Source organism: Micrococcus sp. 093350064-1, assembly GCF_053627955.1.
In genome coordinates this window covers 1-19710 of the sequence record NZ_JBSEYU010000009.1, presented here as the reverse complement: position 1 = coordinate 19710, position 19710 = coordinate 1, and the positions used below count along the sequence as shown (strand labels likewise).

Genomic DNA, 19710 nt, shown 5'->3' with positions numbered 1-19710 from the left:
ATGCAGACTCCTGACGCGTCCGAGCCCCACGCCGACCGCCCCGATGACGCCGGCCAGCCCGCCCTGGACACCCTCCTGCGCCGCAGCGCCGAGGGTGACCGGGCCGCGTTCTCCGCGTTCTACGACGCCACGGTCCCGTGGGTGCACGGCCTGGCCGAAGCGATGTTCGGCCCCGGCGACGACGCCGCCGCGGCCACGGTCCGCACCTACCTGACGGCATGGGAGGAGGCGTCCGAGGCCGGCCTCGACCTGAGCGAGCAGGACGACGCGACCCACCGCGAACGCCAGGTGTTCACGTGGCTCGAGGTCCTCGCCCACCGCGTGATGACCTCGCTGCGCCGCGCCGGCGGCTCCGCGGCGGAACGTGGGCGTCGTCCCGGCCCGGCCGGCCCCGCCGCGCTGCCGGAGGACCTCATGGACCGGGTGGACCCGGACGCGTTCGAGGCCGTGCGGCTGGCCTGGCTGGGCGGCTGCACGGACCGGGAGGTCGCCGATCGGCTGGATCTGCCGGCCGACCGGGCCCGCACCCTCCTGCGCGACGGCGTCCGGCAGGTCGTCGCGGCCCGCCGCGACATCACCCAGGACGCCGCCCGGCCGTCCGCGCCGGCCCCGGCGACCGGCCCGGCCCTCGGCGCGGACGTGCGCGAGGACGTGGACGCCGGCCGCGCACTCGAGCTGGCCGACCTCTCGGCTGTGCACGCCCTCGACACGGCCGGGCACACCGCGGCCTTCTCCGCCGTGCAGCGGCGGGGCGGCGAGCTGGCCCGGTGGCGCTCCCGGGTGGACGGGGCGCGCCAGGCGGTGGCCTGGGCGTTCCGGTCCGTGACGGCCGAGCCGCCGTCGGCCCTGCTCGACGAGGTCCTGCGTCGCCTGCCCGCCCAGGACGTGGGCATGGACCTGATCGGCGACGAGTCCACCCCCGCCGGCCCGCCGCGGGACCGCCTGCGCTGGCTCAAGGTGACCGCCCTCCTGCTGCTCGCGGCCCTCGTGCTCGGCATCGGCGGGTGGACGGTGTGGAGCCAGTTCACGCGACCGGGCATCGTGCACCGCATCGACCAGTCGAAGGACCTGTTCACGACCTCGGAGTACCCGGCCCAGGACGGCGGCACGGTCCAGGCGTTCCTGTCCCGGGAGCAGAACAGCGGCTACCTGACGATCAGCGGGATGCCCCAGCTGCCGGAGGGTCAGTCCTACCAGCTGTGGCTCTACCCCTCGGACGGCACGGCCCCGGCCTCCCTCGGCACGTACGACGCCAACGGCTTCGGCGAGCCCGTCACCTTCCGGGGGCTGGACCGCTTCGCGGCGATGGGCATCTCCGTGGAGCCCAGCTCGGGATCGGAGGTGCCGACGTCGGAGCCCATCGTCGGCGTGGACCTCGACCCCACCGCGCAGACCGGCCCGCGCTACGGCGGGCGACCGAGCACCAACTGAGAGGTCCCGCAGGGGGAGGGCCGACGACGCGTCCCGTCGTCGGCCCTCCCCTGCGGGCACGGTTCAGAACCCGGCGATGGTGCCCGGGCCGTTGACCGTGACCAGGTGGAACGCCTCGGCGTGGCCCGGCCCGGCGGCCGGGCCGGCGGCGTGCCGGTGGTGCTCGGCCATCTGGGCGAGCACGTGCCGCCGCATCGCGTCGACGTCCGGGTGCTGGGAGAGGTGGGCGTCGAGGGCGCGCAGCTTCTGCTCCGCCAGGCCCGTGACGTCCACGACCGTGTTCCGGCGTGCGGCGGGGGCGGCGTACAGCAGCAGGTTCCGGATCTTGAACGCCTCCAGCCCCTCCGCCGCGAGCTCCGGGTACGCGTACGGGTTCTCGACCGCCGGGTACGCGGCGCGCACCACGGCCTCGCCGCAGGCGAGGTGGTCCGGGTGTGCGGCCTGCATCCGCTCCCAGTCCCGCTCGGGGTGAGTGCTGAGGACGACGTCCGGGCGGACGCGGCGCATCAGGGCCACGAGCTTGCGGCGCACGCCGTGGTCCGGCTCGAGGTGTCCGTCGCGCTCGCCGAGGAAGTGGACCTCGGCGGCACCGACGACGGCGGCGGCCGCGCGCTGTTCGGCGTGCCGGCGGGCGGTCATCGCCTCGGCACCCTCCGAGTCGAAGCCGCCGGCGTCCCCGTCCGTCACGATGCACAGCTCGATGTGCAGCCCGGCCGCGCTGAATCCGGCCAGGGTGGCGGCGGCCCCGAAGTCGAGGTCGTCCGGATGGGCGCCGACGGCCAAGACCCGGCGCCAGCCGTGGTGGGCGGCGAGCTCAGCGGGGGTGGTGAGTGTGGTGGTCAGGATTGGGTGTCCTCCGTGAACGTCACCTCGGTCTTCTGCTCCGCGCCGTCGCGGAGGTAGGTGACGTCCACCGAGTCTCCCACGCGGTACTCGCGGACGACGGCGGTGAGGGACTCGGAGTCGATCACCGCGCGGTCGCCGACGGCGGTGATCACGTCGCCCTCCTTCAGCCCGGCCGCGTCGGCCGCCGACCCTCCCACGACCTGCTGGACGCGGGCGCCGTCGCTGAACACGGTCTGAGCGTTCTCGCCGCCGCCCTGCACCTCGGCGGGCTCCGGGGTGACGCTCACGCCGAGCATGGCATGCGTGGCCTTGCCGTGGTCGATCAGGTCCTGCGCGACCCGCTGGGCGTAGTCCACGGGGATGGCGAAGCCGACCCCGATGTTGCCCGCCTCGCTCGGGTCCTGGCCGGCCGAGGCGATCGCGACGTTCACGCCCACCAGGCGACCCTCGGCGTCGACGAGCGCGCCTCCGGAGTTGCCGGGGTTGATGGCCGCGTCGGTCTGCAGCACGTTGATGTACACCTCGCCCCGGGTGCCCTGCGGGGTGCCCGGCAGCTGGAAACGGTACTGGTCGGAGCCGGAGGACGAGCCGGAGCTCTCGCCCTGCGGCTCGGGCGCCTCGGAGGACGCCACCGCGATGGTCCGGTCCAGGGTGGAGATGATCCCGTCGGTCACGGTGTTCGGCAGGCCCAGGGGGGCGCCGATGGCGACGGCCTCGTCCCCGACCTTCAAATCCCCGGACCGGCCGATCTGGATGGGGGTGAGGTCCGGGGCGTCGATCTTGATGACGGCCAGGTCGGACAGCGGGTCGGTGCCCACGACGGTGGCAGCGTAGACCTCCCCGTCCGAGGTGCGCACCGTCAGCTCGGCGTCGTTGGCCTGGCCGCCGAGGGTGACCACGTGGGTGTTCGTGAGGATGTGCCCCTCCGTGTCCAGGATCGACCCGGACCCGGAACCGGAGGCGGAGCTCGACGTCGCGGAGATGGTCACCACGGAGGGCAGCGCGGTCCTCGCGGCGTCCCCCACGGCGGTGTCCGCCACGGGCTGTCCCCCGGCCTCGGCCGAGGTGTCCGTCGCCTGCGAGGACGAGGAGCTCGCGGCCTCGGACGCGGCCTCGCCGCCGTCCTCCGCGACCGCGCAACCGGAGAGCCCCACCATGAGCACGGCCGCGGCGAGCAGGCCCGCCCCGGCACGGGCGCGGGACTGGGGCCGGGGACGCGCGACGGTGCGGGCCGTCGGCACGGGGGGCTGGGTGGGGGCGGCGGTCTGGTCCACGGGGTCCTCGCTTCGGGTCGGGCCCCGGGCGGTCGACACGGACGCCCGTCGTCTTGCGGACGCGCGCCCCGGGGCACGTCCACGCTAGCGTGCATGACTGAACGCCGCCTAGAGGTCGGCCGAACGTCCGCTCCTCCCACGGTTCCGGCCGCGCCGGATCCCTGGTGCCCGATTCCCACGCCGCCCTACACTCAACCCCAGGATCCGGCGGGTCCGCCCGGTGCGGCGGCTCGCCTCCGCCGTCGAAGGAGACCCCACATGACCGTGCTCACCCGCCCCGCCGATGTCGGCCGTCTGGCGCGTGCCGTGACCGCCGCGGGCCTGGGAGGTCTGGGCCTCCTGGTGGCGGCACCCACCGCGCAGGCCGTGGCGGTGCCGCCGGGCGTGTACGTGGTGGACGAGGCCGGTGTGCTCTCGACCTCGGATGAGCAGCGCCTGACCCAGGAGATCCAGGACCTACGCCGGGACACCGGGCAGGGGCTGTACGTCGTCTACGTGGATGAGTTCAGCACGGACGCCCAGACGCTGGCCCAGGACGTGGCGCGCCAGCGCGGGCTCGGGACGAACGACTCGGTCCTGGCGATCGCGGTCGAGGAGCGCGCCTATGGGCTGGACAGCGGCGGGGACGCGAACCTGCAGAACCAGGTGACGCGCACCTACGTGGGCCCGCAGCTGTCCAAGATCGGCACGGACCCCGGCTCGGCGGAATGGCTCGCGGTGGGCATCGCCGCGGTGCAGGGGCTCGACGACGCCGCCGACGGCACGCTCGACGGCACGGGGGCCAGCGGGGCCGAGTACGATCCGGCCGGCGCCCTGCCGGCCGGCACCACGGGCGGCGGGAGCACGGCCCAGGGCGCCTCCGACGGCGGTGGGGCCCTGACGGCGGTCCTCGGCGCAGGTGCGGTGGCCGCGGCCGTGGGCGGCGGCGTGCTCGTGGCCCGCAGCCGGAGGCGCACGCAGGGTGGCGCCGTCGAACGGGGCCGCACCGAGGAGGCCCGCCGCGACCCCCTCGACGAGCTCAGCGTGGAGCAGCTGCGCACCCAGGCCGGCTCGAAGCTCGTGGCCGCGGACGACGCCATCCGCTCCTCGGAACAGGAGCTGGGCTTCGCCGAGGCGTCCTACGGGGAGAAGTCCGTGGCGACGTTCCGCCAGGACATCGACCAGGCCAAGGAGCACATGCGGGCCTCGTTCCAGCTCCAGCACCAGCTCGACGACGAGATCCCGGACACCGAGGCCGAGCAGCGCGCCTGGCTCAAGGAGATCATCCAGCGCAGCGAGGCCGTGGGTGCGTCCCTGGCGGCGCACAAGAAGGAGTTCGACTCCCTGCGCGACCTCGAGAACCAGGTGCCCGAGGCCCTCGAGCGTCTCGAAGCCCGCCTGCCCGAGGCCCGGTCCCGGGTGCAGGACTCCGAGTCGGCGATCACCGCGCTGCACGGCCAGTACGCGGAGTCCGCCCTCGCCGAGGTCGCGGACAACGCGGCGCAGGCCCGGGAGAGGCTCGAGTTCGTGGAGACCGCCCTCGCGAAGTCGCGGAGCGCGTGGGAAGCCCAGGACCGCTCCACGGCGGCGCTGGCCGTGCGTGCCGCCGAGGAGGCGCTCAGCCAGGTGGACACGCTCACCGAGGCGGTCGGCAAGGCCGAAGGGTCCCTGCGGGCCATGCTGGGCAACCTGCAGACGGGCCTCGCCCAGTCCGAGCAGGACGTGGCCGAGGCCGAAGCGCTCGTGGCCAACGGATCGCACCCCGAGCTGGCCGGCCCGGTGGCGGGGATGAAGACCGCCGTGAACGCTGTGCGCCAGGCCCTCGCGGCCGGCCGCCCGGATCCCCTGGAGCTGCTCCACCAGCTCGAGGCCGCGCACCGCCAGCTCAACACCCCCCTTGCCGGCGTCCGCGACGCTCGCGAGCAGGCCCGCCAGGCCTCCCAGGTGCTCACCTCCACGATCGCCCAGGCACAGGCGCAGATCGACGGCACGGCCGACTTCATCGGCGCCCGACGCGGTGCCGTGGGCTCGGAGGCCCGGACCCGGCTCGCGGAGGCCGACCACACGCTGCGTTCGGCGATCAGCCTCGGCCGCACCGACCCCGTGGCCGCCCTCCAGCAGGCGCAGCGCGCCTCCCAGCTGGCCGAGCGCGCGAGCGAGCTGGCCCGCGCGGACGTCGAGGGCTTCGGCTACGGCCCAGGCATGGGCAGCAGGTACGGCACGCGCCCGCGCGCCGGAGTGGGCGGCAGCTTCGGCGGTGGCCTCGGCGGCGCGCTGCTCGGCGGCATCCTGATGAACTCGATCCTGAACAGCGGCCACGGTGACAGCTGGGGCGGCGGCGGCTTCGGCGGGTTCGACGGCGGCGGCCTCGGCGGCGGCGACTTCGGCGACATCTCCGGCGGCGGCTTCTGACCGCCGCCCCATGAACTCCGGCGCCTCGGGCGCCGGCCCGGCCCGCAGGAGCGGGACGGGGTGGACGCAGGCCGACGGTCTGCGCTGACGTGAAAGACCGACGAAAGGCAGACACCATGGTCAAGCAGTCCATCTTCGGCCGCATCAGCACGCTGGCGAAGGCCAACATCAACGCGATGCTGGACAAGGCCGAGGACCCCCAGAAGATGCTGGACCAGATGGTCCGCGACTACACGAACAACATCGCCGAGGCCGAGGCCGCCGTCGCCCAGACGATCGGCAACCTGCGGATGATCGAGGACGACTACCGCGAGGACCAGGACGCGTCCCGCAGCTGGGGCCAGAAGGCGCTGGCCGCCTCCCAGAAGGCCGACGACTTCCGCGCCAAGGGCGACACCGCCTCGGCGGACAAGTTCGACAACCTCGCCAAGGTGGCCATCGAGCGCCAGATGGACTTCGAGCGCCAGGCGAAGTCCGCGGAGCCGACCATCGCCTCGCAGCGCGAGATCGTCGAGCGCCTGAAGACCGGTCTGGACCAGATGAAGGTCAAGCGTCAGCAGCTGGTCGCCAAGCGCGACGAGCTGACCGCCCGCGCCAAGTCCGCCCACGCCCAGTCCGCGGTGGCCGACGCCGTGAAGTCGATCGACCTGCTGGACCCGACCTCGGAGGTCTCCCGCTTCGAGGAGAAGGTCCGTCGCGAGGAGGCCCGCGTGCGCGGCCAGCAGGAGATCGCCGCCTCCTCCCTCGACGCCCAGTTCGAGTCCCTCGAGGACCTCGGCGAGAAGACCGAGGTGGAGGCCCGCCTCGCCGCCCTCAAGGCCGGCGGCGCCGGCCAGGCCGCCCTCACCTCGGGCGACGTCGACGCCGACGAGACCCTCACCCTCGACTACGCGGCCGAGGGGACCGCCGAGGAGACCGGCACCGCGCGCGGCTGACCCCGCCCCTCCCCACGGCCCGTCGCCCGGCCCACGCCGGCGCGGCGGGCCGTCCTCGTGCGCCCCGGCCCGGTGCCCCTCCCGGACGCGCCCCGGCCCCCGCGCTCCTTTGGTACTGTCCCGGGGTCCCTCGGCACGCTCCGTGGGACACCCCCGTCCCCGCACAGAGGAAGAACCCCATGCAAGAGCAGTTCACGGCCTGGTCCGTGCTGGTCGACGCCGGCCTCATCGGCGCGCTCCTGGCCGTGGGCACGCTGGCCCGTGCCGTCATCACGCCCCTCCAGACCCTGATGATCCCGGCCTCCGTCATCGCGGGCATCCTGGGCCTGGCCCTCGGCCCGAACGGCCTGGGCTGGCTGCCGTTCAGCCCCCAGCTGGGCACGTACGGCTCGATCCTGATCGTCATCGTGTTCGTGTGCATCGCGCTCACCGACGACTTCGACGTCCGCAAGATCGGCCGCCCCGTGGGCGCGTTCGCGTCCTACGGCGTGCTGATCTACTCCTCCCAGGTGGCCATCGGCGCCCTCGTCACGCTGGTCCTCCTGCAGCCGCTGTTCGACGCGCCCGACTCGTTCGCCGCCCTGCTGTTCGCCGGCTGGGCGGGAGGCTTCGGCTCCGCGGCCGCCGTGGGCCAGGCGTACGCGGCCAACGGTGATGCGACCGTCACCTCGCTGGCCTACACCTCGGCCACCGTCGGCATGATCGTCGGCGTGGTGGGTGGCATCATCCAGGCCAAGATCGGCGCGCAGCGCGGCCACGCGCGGGAGTTCGCGGGCCTGACCTCCATCCCGGAGGAGCTGCGCACCGGGGTGCTGAACCAGGTGGAGGAACGCCCGGTCATCGGCCGGCACACCTTCTCGGCGGCCTCGGTGGAGTCGCTGGCCTTCCAGGTCGGCGTGGTCGCGATGATCGCGGCGGCCGCGCACGGCGTGGTCTCCTGGATCACGGCCGTGTGGCCGAGCGTCGTGGGTGAGGACGGTCCCCAGCTGATCATCCCCGCGTTCGCGATCGCGTTCCTCCTCGGCCTGATCGCCCGCGTCCTGTTCCAGGCCACGAAGACGGCGAAGTTCCTCGACCCGGGCTCGCTGAACTCGGTGTCCGGCACCGCCACGGACATCCTCATCGTCTGTGGCATCGCCGCGATCGCCCCGACCGTGGTCGTGGACTACTGGCAGCCGCTGCTGCTCCTGTTCGTGATCGGCCTCGCGCTGGCCCTGTTCCTGGGGATCGTCGTGGCGCCGCGCGTCATGACCGACGCGTGGTTCGAGAAGCAGCTGTTCACGTGGGGCTGGGCCACCGGCGCCGTCGCCACGGGCGTGGCCATGCTGCGCATCGTGGACCCGAAGCTGAAGTCCGGGACCATGGAGCAGTTCGGCGTGGCCTACATCCCGGTGGTGCCCGTGGAGATCGCGGCCGTGTCCTTCGTGCCGCTGCTGCTCATCGCGGGCCTGTCCTGGGCCGTGGTCGGCATCTGGGGCGCCATCGCGATCATCGCGATCATCGCTGCCGTCTGGCTGCGCCGCACCGATCCGGGCCGCCGCACCCCGGCCCAGCAGGCGGTCCGGGCCTCGAGCCGCTGACGCTCCCCCACCGATCGCCCGAGGGCGGTCGGCTCGCCCGCCAGCACCGTGCCGGTGGGCCGGGGCGACCGGGTCCGGACATGCGAGAAGGCCCCCAGCAGATGCTGGGGGCCTTCTCCTTCTCGTTGCGGGGGCAGGATTTGAACCTGCGACCTCCGGGTTATGAGCCCGGCGAGCTACCGAACTGCTCCACCCCGCGGCGACTTCTAGAACTATACACACCTGTCCCGTCGAGTTCAAATCAGCGTCAGCACCCCGCCATCCGGCGGCCATGCGGCGGCCATCTGCCCCGAGACGACAGCGGCCCCGACCACGCGCGGTGCGTGGCCGGGGCCGTCGTCGACGGTCCGGCGGGCCCGGCCCGCCGACGCCCGTCAGCCGCTCGGCGTCGGGCTGGGGCTCGACGACGGCGCGGGGCTCGCCTCGGCCGGGGCCTGGTCCTGGGCAGGCGCGTCGCCGCCCAGGGCGTCGTCGGCGGCGGTGGCACGCTTCAGGGCCTCGTTGAGACGCTTCTGCTGCTCGCCGTAGCCGGCCCAGTCGCCCTCGGCCAGACGCTCCTGGCCCTGGGTCAGGGCGTCCTGCGCCTCCTCGAGGGCCGCCGAGAGCTCCTCCTCGACCGTGCCCGGAGCCGACGGCTCCTCGCCCGGGGCGGGCGCCTCCGCCTGGTTCTCCTCCGGGGTGACCGCGCCCGAGTCGCCGTCGAACACCTGGTCCAGGGCCTCCTGGAGGGTGTCCGCGAAGCCGACCTTGTCGCCGAACGAGACGAGCACCTTGCGCAGCGTCGGGTAGGTGGTGCCGCCCGAGGAGCGGACGTACACCGGCTGGACGTAGAGGATGCCGCCGGCCACCGGCAGGGTGATCATGTTGCCGTTGAGCACCTCGGACGCGCCCTGGCGCAACAGGTTCAGCTCCCGCGAGACGTCCGCGTTCGAGTCGAAGTTCGCCTGCGCCTGGCCAGGGCCGGGCACCGTGGTGGACCGCGGCAGCTCGAGCAGTCGGAGCTGCCCGTAGCCCTCGGCCTTCACGCCGTCCTCCCCCGTGCCGGCGTCGCCGGCGGCGGAGAGGAACCCGTAGAGCACGTTGCGCTGCTGGGCACCGTCCGTGATCTGCGGTATGTAGCTGCTGGTGAGGGAGAACGCCGGCTCGTCCTGGCCGGGCATCTGCAGCGTCATGTAGTACGGCGGCTGCTTGACGTCCTCCTCGCGCGTGGGGTCCGACGGCACGGACCACGCGTCGTTGTTCTCGTAGAAGTCGTCCGCGTCGGTCACGTGGTAGCGGCCGAGCAGCTCGCGCTGGACCTTGAACATGTCCTCCGGGTAGCGGACGTGGTCCAGGAGTCCGGCGCTCATCTCCGAGTACGGGCGCAGCGAGGACGGGTAGACGTTCTGCCAGGCCTGCAGCAGCGGATCCTGGTCGTCCCACGCGTAGAGAGACACCGAGCCGTCGTACGCGTCCACCGTCGCCTTCACCGAGTTGCGGATGTAGTTCACCCGGCCCTGGAGCGCCGGGTTCTGGCCCTGGCTCAGGGAGTCCACCGTGACCTCGCCCAGCTGCTGGGCGGTGGAGTACGGGAACTGGTCCGAGGTCGTGTAGGCGTCCACGATCCACTGCACGCGGCCGTCGACGATCGCCGGGTAGGGGGCGGTGTCCACCGTCAGGTAGGGCGCGACCTTGCGGACGCGCTCGGCCGGGTCGCGATCGTAGAGGATCTGCGAGGCCTCGTTCACGTCCGAGGACAGCACGAGCTCGGGCGAGCCGAACTTCACCGCGTACGCGAGCCGGTTGAAGAGGTTGCCCACCGAGGGGCCGCCGTCGCCGGAGAAGGTGTACGCCGTGTCCTCCTGGGAGTCGGCCGTCTGCGGCCGGTCGCGTTCGACGGCCGGCGCGCCCTCGGGCGCACCCACCACCGAGTACGAGGGCGAGTTGTGCCCGAAGTAGATGCGCGGCTCGTAGTCCTGGTCGGAGGCCAGCGGCCCGCGCGTGGGGATCTCGGAGAGCAGCCACTGGGGCCGGCCGCCGGCCGCGACCTCGGAGGCGTCGGCCACGACCATGCCGTAGCCGTGCGTGTAGATGGTGTGGCGGTTCACCCACGACTGGGAGTCGTCCACGTTGACGTCACGGGCCGCCAGAATGGTGTCCCGCGTCTGGCCGTCCACCTCGTAGCGGTCCACGTGCAGGGTGGTGGGGAACGCGTAGTACGGACGGAACTGCTGGAGCTGCCCGAAGGTCTGGGAGATCAGGTTCGGGTCCATGAGACGGACGTTGGCCGTGTTGGCCTCCTCGCCCGCCAGGGCCCCGGCCTCGGTGTCCGTGGCGCCCTCATAGTTCGTCACCTCGACGTCGTCCAGGCCGTACGCCTCGCGCGTCATGGCGATGTTCCGCTCGATGTACTGGGATTCGAGCGTGCGCTCGGACGGCTTCACCTGGTACTCCTGCACGATGAAGGGGTACGCCGTGCCCACCACGAGCGCCGTGATGACCAGGACCGCGGTGCCGATCAGCGACAGCCGCCACCGGCCCGAGACCACCGTCCACACGAACAGGCCGGCCACGATCACGGCCGTGACCGCCAGGATCGCCGACGTCGGGATGACCGCGTTCACGTCCGTGTAGAGCGCGCCGGCCCAGTTGCCGGTCTGCGACTGCGTGGTGCGGTAGCGGTTGAGCCAGAAGTTGACGCCCTGCAGCAGCAGGAACACGGCCAGGGTGATGCCGATGTGGGCGCGCGCCGCCGGGGTGATCCGCACGCCGCCGCCCTCCTCCACGCGCACCGCGCCGTACAGGTAGTGCACCAGAAGACCGGTGATGCCGGAGACCAGGACCACCGAGATCAGGTACCCGACCACGAGCGTCAGGAACGGCAGGGTGGCCATGAAGAACATGAGGTCCAGGCCGAACTCCGGGTCCGCCTGGCCGTAGGGCACCTGGTTCAGGAACAGCAGGACCGTGTTCCACCCGTTCATCGCGGTGGAGCCGGCGAACACGCCGAGCACGAGCGGGACACCCAGGAACACCAGGCGCCGGATGGGCTCCAGCTGGCGCTGGGCCTGGCTGAGCGAGTCCCGCGCGGCCGCGGACGCGTCCGCGGGGCGGTGGCGCCAGGCCGTGCGGATCGCCAGCCACACGGCGAGGGCCATCCCGAGCCCGGCGATCAGGAACAGCGCGGCCTTGGCGACGACCTCGGTCCAGAAGACCTCGGTGAAGCCCAGCTGCGAGAACCACAGCACGTCCGTGTAGACGTTCGTGAACACCACGAACAGCCCCACGAGCACGGCCACCGCGATGATGGTCAGCACGAGCGCGCTCGGCCGGCCCGGCCGGCCCCTGCCGCGCGCGGCGGAGGACCCGCCCCCGCCGAACGGGCCACCAGGACCGCGGTCGCCGTCGTCGCCCGGGCCGCGCGGGGCGCCGCCGAAGGGGCCGAACGCCCCGAACGGGCCGGACTGGCCCCCGGCGGTCCCGCCGCCGTCACGGGGCGGGCCGCCGAACGGTCCGCCGCCTCCCTGTCCGAAGCTCACTGCTCTGTCCTCTTCCCTCCCGCGTCCGCGGGGCTCTGCTCCGGTCCGGGGCGCTGCGCCCCGGACATGTCGTCCGGTCTGGTGGTCTGGTGGTCCTGGTGTGCGTCGGCTCAGCCGCACGTCCGGGCGGCGGCCGGGCTCTCCCCCCGGGCCACCGCCTCGACGATGTCGCGGGCCTGGCCCAGCGTGTCCACGGGGTACACCGTCAGACCCTCGGGCACACGGCCGGCCAGCTCCTCGCAGTTCGCCGTGGGGGCGAGGAACGTCGTGGCCCCCGCCTCGGCGGCGCCGCGCACCTTCTGCGGGATCCCGCCGATGGGACCCACGACGCCGTCCCCCGAGATCGTGCCCGTTCCCGCGATCGGGGCGCCCCCCGTCATCGCCCCCGGGGTCAGCCGCTCGATCACGGTGAGCGCGAACATCAGACCCGCCGAAGGTCCGCCGATGTCCGGCACGGTCAGCTCGACGTCCACCGGGACGTCGTAGGCGGTCTCGATCAGGGCCCCCATCTGCCACGGCTGGGGCGCGCCCTCGGGGGCGGCCGCCACCGGCACCTCGAGGTCCTGCTCCACGCCGTCGCGGCGGACCGTCAGCGTGACCGGGTCGGGCCCCGCGGCCCCGACGGCGGCGCGCACGGCCTCCAGGTCGGCCACGGGCCGTCCCTCGGCGGCGATCACCTCGTCCCCGGCCCGCAGGACGCCCTCGGCGGGCCCGCCGGGCACGAGCTGCTGCACGACGAGCCGCTGGGGCACCTCGCGTCCGAGCTCGTGCAGGGCCGCGGCGGTCGCGGTCTGCTGGGAGTCCGACATGGCCGCCGAATTGGCCTCGCCGACCTCGTCGGAGGTGACGCCGGTGGGATACATCAGCTCGCGCGGGGCCACGTCCACGGCGGGGTCCGTCAGGCCGCGGCCGAGGTCGAGCAGGGAGGTGGTGCCGATGGGAGGACCCCCGACCATCACGGTGGTCATGTGCAGGGTCCCCTCACCCGGGTCCGCCTCGCCGCCCTCGACGCGCAGCACGGGTCGACCCTCGCGTTCGCCCAGCAGGTCCACGGCGGGGCCGGGGCCCTCGAGGATGTAGGGGGTGGGGGCCAGCAGTGCCAGCCCGGCGCTGCCCAGGGCGAGCCATCCGGAGAAGGGCACGCGGGCGGCGCGGGTGGTCCTCGAGGGCACTGCGCGCACGCGACACCGTCTTTCCTGGGGGTCCTGATCGGGCCGTCCTCGCCGCCGGGCACGGGCCGCGCGGCGACGGTCACACCAGTCTACGCGGGGCCGCGACCCCCGCCTGCCCCGCGCGACGCCGTGCGCCATGGGCGAACCGCGCCGCCGCGACGTCGGGAGGGCGGGCGCGCCGCGCCGACGCGGATACGCTGGAGACATGAGCAACGACGCGCGCACGCCCGGATCCGACGACGGCCGCGACCCCCTGGAGGAGATGCTGCGGCAGCTCTTCGGCGGCCAGGGCCCCGACCCGGACGAAGTCCGACGCGCCATGGAGGGCCTGGGCGGCCCCGGCGGGGTGCCCTTCGACCCGTCCCAGCTGAATCCGGCCATGATGCAGCAGGCCATGGCCCAGTTCCAGGCGATGATGAGCTCCGGCTCCGGCTCGGACGGCCCCGTGAACTGGGCTCTGGCGAAGCAGGCCGCCCGCCAGGCCGTGGCCGGCGAGGACCCGGCCGTCGGCTCGTTCGCGCGACGCGAGGTGGACGAGGCGCTGCGGCTGGCCGAGCTGTGGCTCGACGGCGTCACGCAGACCGAGCCCGTCGGCAGCGTCGGCGTGGCCTGGTCCCGTGCCGAGTGGGTCGAGGCGACCATGGACCAGTGGCGCCGGCTCACCGAGCCCGTGGCCGTCTCGATGTCCCGCGCGATGTCCGCGGCCATCGAGCAGCAGCTGCCGGGCCAGCTCCCCGAGGGCATGGACGCCTCCCTGCTCGGCGGGCTGCAGCCCATGCTGAAGAACATGGGCGGCACGATGTTCGGCCTGCAGCTCGGCGGCGCCGTGGGCGCCCTGGGCAAGGAGGTGCTCTCGGGCACGGACATCGGCCTGCCCGTCGCCGGCCACCGTCTCGCCCTCGTCCCCGTGAACATCGAGGAGTTCGGCGACGGGCTCTCGGTGCCGGACGACCAGATCCGCATCTACCTGGCCCTGCGCGAGGCCGCACGCATGCGCCTGTTCCTGCACTCGCCGTGGCTCGAGCGGGACCTGTACGCCGCCGTCGAGCAGTACGCCGCGGGCATCCGCCTGGACACCGAGGGCATCGAGCGGGCCGCGCAGTCGGTGGACCCGATGGACCCCGGCTCCCTGCAGGCCGTGTTCGACGGGGCGTCCTTCATCGCCGCCCCGGACGCCACCCAGCAGGCCGCGCTGGACCAGCTGGAGCTGCTCGTCGCCCTCGTGGAGGGCTGGGTGGACGTGGTGGTCGCCGAGGCCGCGCGCCCCCTCGAGTCGGCGGCCGCCCTGCGCGAGACCATGAACCGCCGCCGCGCCTCGGGTGGCCCGGCCGAACAGGCCTTCGCCGCCCTCGTGGGCCTCGAGCTGCGCCCGCGCCGCCTGCGCGAGGCCGCCGCGTTCTGGGAGCACGTCACGGCCGAGCACGGCACGGAGTACCGCGAGGAGATCTGGCGCCATCCCGAGCGTCAGCCCACGGCGGAGGACCTCGAGGACCCCGCCGGGTACGCCGGGCGCCGCTCCGCCGCGGACGCCAGCGCCGAGTCCCTCGACGACGAGCTGCGCAAGCTCCTCGAGGGCGGCTTCGGCGACGCGCCGCGCGAGGGCTGAGCCCCTCCCGGCACGACGGCGGCGGGCGGTCCGGCACCTCGGGTGCGGGCCGCCCGCCGTCGTGTCAGCCCGCGTCCTCGTCCTCCGCCCACCGGTCCGGCGCCGTGCGACCGCGGCCCTCGGCGAAGGTGACCCCCTCGAGGAAGGCCATCGCCTCGGCGTAGCGCGGGTACCGGTCCACGAGGCGTCGGAAGGCCGGGCCGTGTCCGGACTCCAGCAGATGGGCCAGCTCGTGGACGAGCACCGCCGCCACCACCCAGTCCGGCATGCCGCGCAGCTGCGTCGAGAGCCGGATGGTGCCGCGGGCCGGCGTGCACGAGCCCCAGCGGCGGCGCTGCCGGGCCGACCACGTGACCGCGACCGGACGGGCCCGCCCGCCCAGGTGCGCCGCCGAGAGCCGTCCCGCCCAGGCCAGGAGCGCGTCGTCGGAGCGGGCGTCGGCGGGGCGGCCGTCCGGGTCGGCCGCGGGCTGCCCCGTCCCGCCGCGTGCGCCCACCTTCGCAACCATCCGGCCGATCCACTCGCGCTCCTGCGCGGCCGAGAGCCGGGCCGGGACATTGACCTGCAGGCGGCCGTCGCGCCACGCCGCCGAGACGGTGCGGGTGCGGGCCGTGGAGCGCACGAGCCGCACGGGCGTGCCCTCCCAGTCCAGATCGATGCTCTCGCGGGCGGGACCGCGGTGGGCGGCCGGGACAGCACGGGGAGGGCGGCCGGGGGTGGGCGGGACAGGGCGCATCCGGCCATTGTCCGGCATGGGCAGCAGGCTGTGGACAATCCGGCGCGGTCCGGGAGTGCCCTGGCAGGGTGGGAGGCACCGAGCTGAGAGGAGAGCCGTGCGCACCGTCGCCGAGACCGTCACCACCGTCCCTCATGACGCCGCCGCGTCAGCGCTGGAGCCGGGGGCGTGGGCCCCGCCGACCGACGTCCATGTGGCGGGCCTCGACGCGGTGGGCGCGGCGATCGCCCACGCACTCGCGGGGGCCGGGGCGCTGCGCCTGGCCCTGTGGGATCCGCGGCCCGTCGACGCCGCGGACCTGGGGACCGGCCTGCTGCCCGGGGACCTCGGTCGGCCCCGGGCGGGTGCGCTCGCGCGCCGGCTGGGCGATGTGGCCCCCGGGCTGCGCCTCTACGCGCACCACGGCCCGGTGCCGGTGCTCGTGGGGCAGGCGACGGTGGCGGTGGGGTCCGTGCTCGACGCGGACCTGGCCGCGCACGCCCTCGCCGCCGACCACCCGCTGCTGCCGGTCACGGTGGGGCCGAGAGCGGTCACGGTCGGACCGTGGTGCGCCCCCGTGGTGCGCGGGTGCCCGCTGTGCCGATGGCCCGCGGACCCGGCGGGCGTCCCCGGTGCCCCGACGGCGCCCGGCCCGTCGGCGCACCGGGGACAGGTGGACGGGCTCGCGGCGCTGCGGGCCGCCGTGCTGACCGTGGACGCGCTGCGGACCGGACCGGCCCCCGGCGTGCTGCGGGCCGATCGGGTGACGGGACGCACGCGCCGAGTGAAGGTCCGCCCCCGGCCCGGCTGCGCCTGCGACCCGGACGCGCTCGGCTGGGCGTTCTGACGGGGGCGGCGCCGCCGGCGGAACGGGGTGCGGGCCCGCGGCTCAGGCCGTCGGGGTGCCGTGCAGCAGCTCGAGCAGCTCCGGTCCGTGCTTCTCCAGCTTGGCCTTGCCGAGGCCGGGCACCTTCAGGAGCTCTGCCGGGGTCCTCGGCATGGCCTCGGCGATGGCCACGAGGGTGGCGTCCGTGAACACCACGAACGCGGGCATCCGCATCTCGGCGGCCGTGCGGGTGCGCCAGTCGCGCAGCTCCTCGAGCACCGCCTCGTCGTAGGTGGCGGGGCAGTCCAGGCAGCGGCCGACCTTGCGCTCGGCTCCCGTCTCGAGGGGCTTGCCGCACGTGCGGCACACGGCGACCTTCGCACCCCGGCGCCGCGGCGCCGTCGGGCCGGCCGCGGATCCGCGGGCCGGGGCGTGCTCGCGGGTGCCGCCGAGGGTCGGGTCGATGGCCCACAGGAACCGGGAGGGCCGCCGGGTGGAGCGCCCGCCCGTGCCCCGCGAGAGCGTCCACGTCAGCGACAGGTGCTGGCGGGCACGCGTGATCCCCACGTAGAGCAGGCGCCGTTCCTCGTCCACCTCGGCCTGGGTCTCCGCGAAGGAGATCGGCATGAGCCCCTCGGACAGGCCCACGAGGAACACCGCATCCCACTCGAGGCCCTTGGCCGAGTGCAGCGAGGCCAGGGTGATGCCCTGCACCGTCGGCGCGTGCTGGTGCTGGGCCCGCTCGTCGAGCTCGGCCACGAGCTCGGTCAGCGTGAACTCGGCCCCGCGCGTCGTGGCGAGCTGGTCGGCGAGGTTGACGAGGGCGTGCAGGGACTCCCACCGTTCACGGGCCGCGCCGGTGGCCGACGGCGGTTCGGCGGAGTAGCCGAGCGAGGAGAGCACGTCCCGCACCCGGTCCGTGACGTCGTCACCCGTCAGGTCCTGGGCCGCGCGGGCGGCCGCCCGCAGCTGCAGGATCCCGTCGCGCACCTCGCGCCGGGAGAAGAACCGCTCGCCGCCGCGCAGCTGGTAGCCGATCCCCGCCGAGGACAGCGCCGTCTCGAAGGCCTGGGACTGGCCGTTGGTGCGGAACAGGACGGCGATCTCGGAGGCGGGCACGCCGTCGTCGATCAGCGCCGCGATCCGGTCGGCGACCCAGCCGGCCTCGGCCTCGTCGTCGGTGCACTCCGCGAACACGAGGTCGGGGCCGGCCGGCCGCTGGGAGACGAGCTCGAGGGGGTCGGGCCAGCGCGGCATCGTGCGGTCCCGCTCCCCCGCCTTGGTGCGGTCCGCCAGCAGGCGGTTGGCCGCCTCCACGATCTGCGGGCTGGACCGGTAGTCGCGCACGAGCCGGACCACCGTGGCCGCGGGGTACCGCTCACGGAAGTCGGTGAGGAAGCGGGAGGTCGCGCCCGTGAACGAGTAGATCGTCTGGGAGGCGTCGCCGACGACGCACAGGTCGCCGCGGTCGCCGAGCCAGAGGTCGAGCAGGCGGTGCTGCAGCGGCGAGACGTCCTGGTACTCGTCCACCACGAACACGCGGTACTGGTCCCGGATCGTGGCCGCGATCTGCGGCTCGGTGGACAGGATCCCCACGAGGATCAGCAGCACGTCCTCGAAGTCGATCATGTTCCGGGCTGTCTTGGCCTCCTCGTAGCCGGTGTAGAGACGGGCGACGGTGGTGGCGGTCCAGCCGGCGGGCATCTCCCGCTCCTTCGCGGCCTCGGCGTAGCCCTCGGGGGCGTGCAGGGAGACCTTGGCCCATTCGATCTCGCCGGCGAGGTCGCGCAGTCCGGCCCGGTCCACGGTCATCCGCATGCGCTGGGCGACCTCGGTGAGCAGGCGCACCTTGTTCTCGATCAGCGAGGGCATGGGGCCGCCCACGGCCTGGGGCCAGAAGTACTGCAGCTGGCGCAGGGCAGCGGAGTGGAAGGTGCGGGCCTGGACGCCGGCCACGCCGAGGTCGCGCAGGCGGGTGCGCATCTCCGCGGCCGCACGCGCCGTGAAGGTCAGGGCGAGGGTGCGGTGCGGGTCGAAGACGCCGGAGGCGACGCCGTAGGCGATGCGGTGCGTGATGGCGCGGGTCTTGCCGGTGCCGGCGCCGGCCAGGATGCAGACGGGCCCGTGCAGGGCCGTGGCGGCCCGGCGCTGCTCCGGGTCGAGGCCGCGGAGGATCTCGTCGGGAGTGCTCATGCGGGACGAGTCCTCCTAGGTGATCAGGGTCTGCGCATCGGGCAGCGTCCCACCGTACCAATCCTCGATGAGCGCCCGCGCGATGGACACGGCCCCGGGCAGGGTGACGTCGCCCTCGCGGGCCAGACGCGCGAGCTCCTCCCGCTCGAACCAGCGCACGGAGAGGATCTCCTCGCCGTCCGGAACCGGCTCGACGCCGGCCGGGGCCAGGGCGGTGAACCCGAGCATGAGCGAGCGCGGGAACGGCCACGGCTGGGAGCCGCGGTAGCGCGGGTGCGTCACCGTGATCCCGGACTCCTCCGCGATCTCCCGGACCACCGCGTGCTCCAGGGACTCCCCCGGCTCCACGAACCCGGCCAGGCAGGAGTACAGCCCCTCGGGCCACGCCGCGTTGCGGCCCAACAGGATCCGCCCGGCCGGGTCGATGACGGCCACGATCACCGCCGGGTCCGTGCGCGGGAACTGCTCCCGGGAGCAGTCGCGGCAGCGACGCACCCAGCCGGCCGCCTCGACGTCCGTGACGCCGCCGCAGAACGCGCAGAAGCGGTGGGTGGCGTGCCAGTTGGCGTTCGCGACGGCGGCCACGAACAGCCCGGTGTCCGCGTCGCTGAGGGCGGCGGCCGCATCGCGGAGGCCGACCCACACGGCGTCGGCGAGCGCGGCGGCCGCGTCCTCGGGCAGGGCCGCCGGCGGCTCGACGGCGACGGAGACCACCTCGCGCTCCCGCCCGTGCGGGCCCCGGTCCGCCGCGGTGCCGCGGCCCAGATACGCGGCCTCGGCCGGCACGGGACCGGAGGGCGCGGTGAAGACGAGCCGGCCGTCCGCGACCGGTGCGCGGCCGCCCTGCAGCCACAGGACCTCCGTCCCCTCGCGCGCCCAGGACGCCGCCAGGTGGCCCGGGTCGAGGCGGGCCACGGCACCGCGGTCCAGCTCCTCGCGGGCCAGCGGCAGGGCCAGGGGTGGTGCGGCGGTGGGGTCGGACGACGACGGGGGGCAGGAGGCCATGCGTCCAGGCTAGCGACCCGTCTCCGGTGCGCCCGACGACGGGGGAGGGCGTTCCGCGCCTAGGTGTAGGAGGGCATGACGTTGTTGACTCGGGCCGGTGCCAACGAGGTCGGAGGAGCGTCTCCGCAGGAGGTATGAGGCCGATGGTAGTTGTAGTGGTTCACCCACACCGCCAGGGCCTCACGCCGAGCCTGCTCTGAGGTGTAGGGGCGGGCGTA

At 74.3% G+C, this 19710-nt stretch carries 14 protein-coding genes and 1 tRNA gene; 6 read left to right on the top strand and 9 right to left on the bottom strand.

The features are described 5' to 3' along the window. Positions 1-1431 carry an anti-sigma factor gene (locus ACUW6W_RS09820; protein ID WP_063189528.1) on the top strand — a complete coding sequence of 477 codons (1431 nt, stop codon included), beginning with the start codon at positions 1-3 and terminating at the stop codon, positions 1429-1431. 63 nt (positions 1432-1494) lie between these two features. Here the strand turns inward: ACUW6W_RS09820 and ACUW6W_RS09815 are convergent, their stop codons facing one another. Both ACUW6W_RS09815 and ACUW6W_RS09810 read right to left on the bottom strand, forming a co-directional pair. Next, positions 1495-2274: a PIG-L deacetylase family protein gene (locus tag ACUW6W_RS09815; RefSeq protein ID WP_061867174.1), complete on the bottom strand. Its 780-nt coding sequence runs from the start codon at positions 2272-2274 to the stop codon at positions 1495-1497. After that, the gene (locus ACUW6W_RS09810) at positions 2271-3551 is read right to left on the bottom strand and encodes a S1C family serine protease (protein ID WP_061867013.1); all 1281 of its coding nucleotides are present in this window, start codon (positions 3549-3551) and stop codon (positions 2271-2273) included. The genes ACUW6W_RS09815 and ACUW6W_RS09810 overlap by 4 nt, the downstream gene beginning before the upstream one ends. Before the next feature lie 258 nt (positions 3552-3809). Between ACUW6W_RS09810 and ACUW6W_RS09805 the strand changes: the two genes are divergently transcribed. From ACUW6W_RS09805 to ACUW6W_RS09795, 3 genes are all read left to right on the top strand, one after another. After that, positions 3810-5942 (top strand): TPM domain-containing protein, encoded by a 2133-nt coding sequence (locus tag ACUW6W_RS09805; protein ID WP_063189530.1) that lies wholly within the window; start codon positions 3810-3812, stop codon positions 5940-5942. Between the two features lie 116 nt (positions 5943-6058). Beyond that, positions 6059-6877, top strand: a complete 819-nt coding sequence (locus tag ACUW6W_RS09800) for a PspA/IM30 family protein (RefSeq protein ID WP_036341166.1) — start codon at positions 6059-6061, stop codon at positions 6875-6877. A 179-nt stretch (positions 6878-7056) separates the two neighbouring features. Next, positions 7057-8457, top strand: coding sequence for a sodium/glutamate symporter (locus ACUW6W_RS09795; RefSeq protein WP_036314362.1), 1401 nt, complete (start codon positions 7057-7059; stop codon positions 8455-8457). A 125-nt stretch (positions 8458-8582) separates the two neighbouring features. Here the strand turns inward: ACUW6W_RS09795 and ACUW6W_RS09790 are convergent. The 3 genes from ACUW6W_RS09790 to ACUW6W_RS09780 all read right to left on the bottom strand — a co-directional run bounded on the left by ACUW6W_RS09790 (position 8583) and on the right by ACUW6W_RS09780 (position 13156). Next, positions 8583-8656 (bottom strand) — tRNA-Met (locus ACUW6W_RS09790). A 175-nt stretch (positions 8657-8831) separates the two neighbouring features. Beyond that, on the bottom strand, positions 8832-11975 hold the full coding sequence (locus tag ACUW6W_RS09785) for a UPF0182 family membrane protein (protein ID WP_061867014.1): 3144 nt from the start codon (positions 11973-11975) through the stop codon (positions 8832-8834). 110 nt (positions 11976-12085) lie between these two features. Continuing rightward, entirely contained in the window at positions 12086-13156 is a 1071-nt protein-coding gene (locus ACUW6W_RS09780) for a YlbL family protein (RefSeq protein WP_233569977.1), read from the bottom strand. A gap of 196 nt (positions 13157-13352) precedes the next feature. Here ACUW6W_RS09780 and ACUW6W_RS09775 point away from each other — a divergent pair, with 196 nt between their 5' ends. Next, entirely contained in the window at positions 13353-14753 is a 1401-nt protein-coding gene (locus tag ACUW6W_RS09775) for a zinc-dependent metalloprotease (protein ID WP_044659760.1), read from the top strand. Between the two features lie 64 nt (positions 14754-14817). Here ACUW6W_RS09775 and ACUW6W_RS09770 read toward each other — a convergent pair whose 3' ends face one another. Further along, positions 14818-15489: a M48 metallopeptidase family protein gene (locus ACUW6W_RS09770; protein WP_078025608.1), complete on the bottom strand. Its 672-nt coding sequence runs from the start codon at positions 15487-15489 to the stop codon at positions 14818-14820. 97 nt (positions 15490-15586) lie between these two features. Between ACUW6W_RS09770 and ACUW6W_RS09765 the strand changes: the two genes are divergently transcribed. Continuing rightward, the gene (locus ACUW6W_RS09765; protein ID WP_078025607.1) at positions 15587-16315 is read left to right on the top strand and encodes a ThiF family adenylyltransferase; all 729 of its coding nucleotides are present in this window, start codon (positions 15587-15589) and stop codon (positions 16313-16315) included. A gap of 42 nt (positions 16316-16357) precedes the next feature. On the opposite strand, the gene ACUW6W_RS09760 is transcribed toward ACUW6W_RS09765, so the two are convergent. The 3 genes from ACUW6W_RS09760 to ACUW6W_RS09750 form a co-directional block, all read right to left on the bottom strand. After that, positions 16358-18487: an ATP-dependent DNA helicase UvrD2 gene (locus ACUW6W_RS09760; protein WP_078025606.1), complete on the bottom strand. Its 2130-nt coding sequence runs from the start codon at positions 18485-18487 to the stop codon at positions 16358-16360. A gap of 15 nt (positions 18488-18502) precedes the next feature. Then, entirely contained in the window at positions 18503-19492 is a 990-nt protein-coding gene (gene nudC / locus ACUW6W_RS09755) for an NAD(+) diphosphatase (protein ID WP_095694747.1), read from the bottom strand. A 59-nt stretch (positions 19493-19551) separates the two neighbouring features. Continuing rightward, positions 19552-19710 (bottom strand): integrase core domain-containing protein (locus ACUW6W_RS09750; RefSeq protein WP_363693048.1); only part of this gene is annotated, 159 nt, incomplete at its 5' end.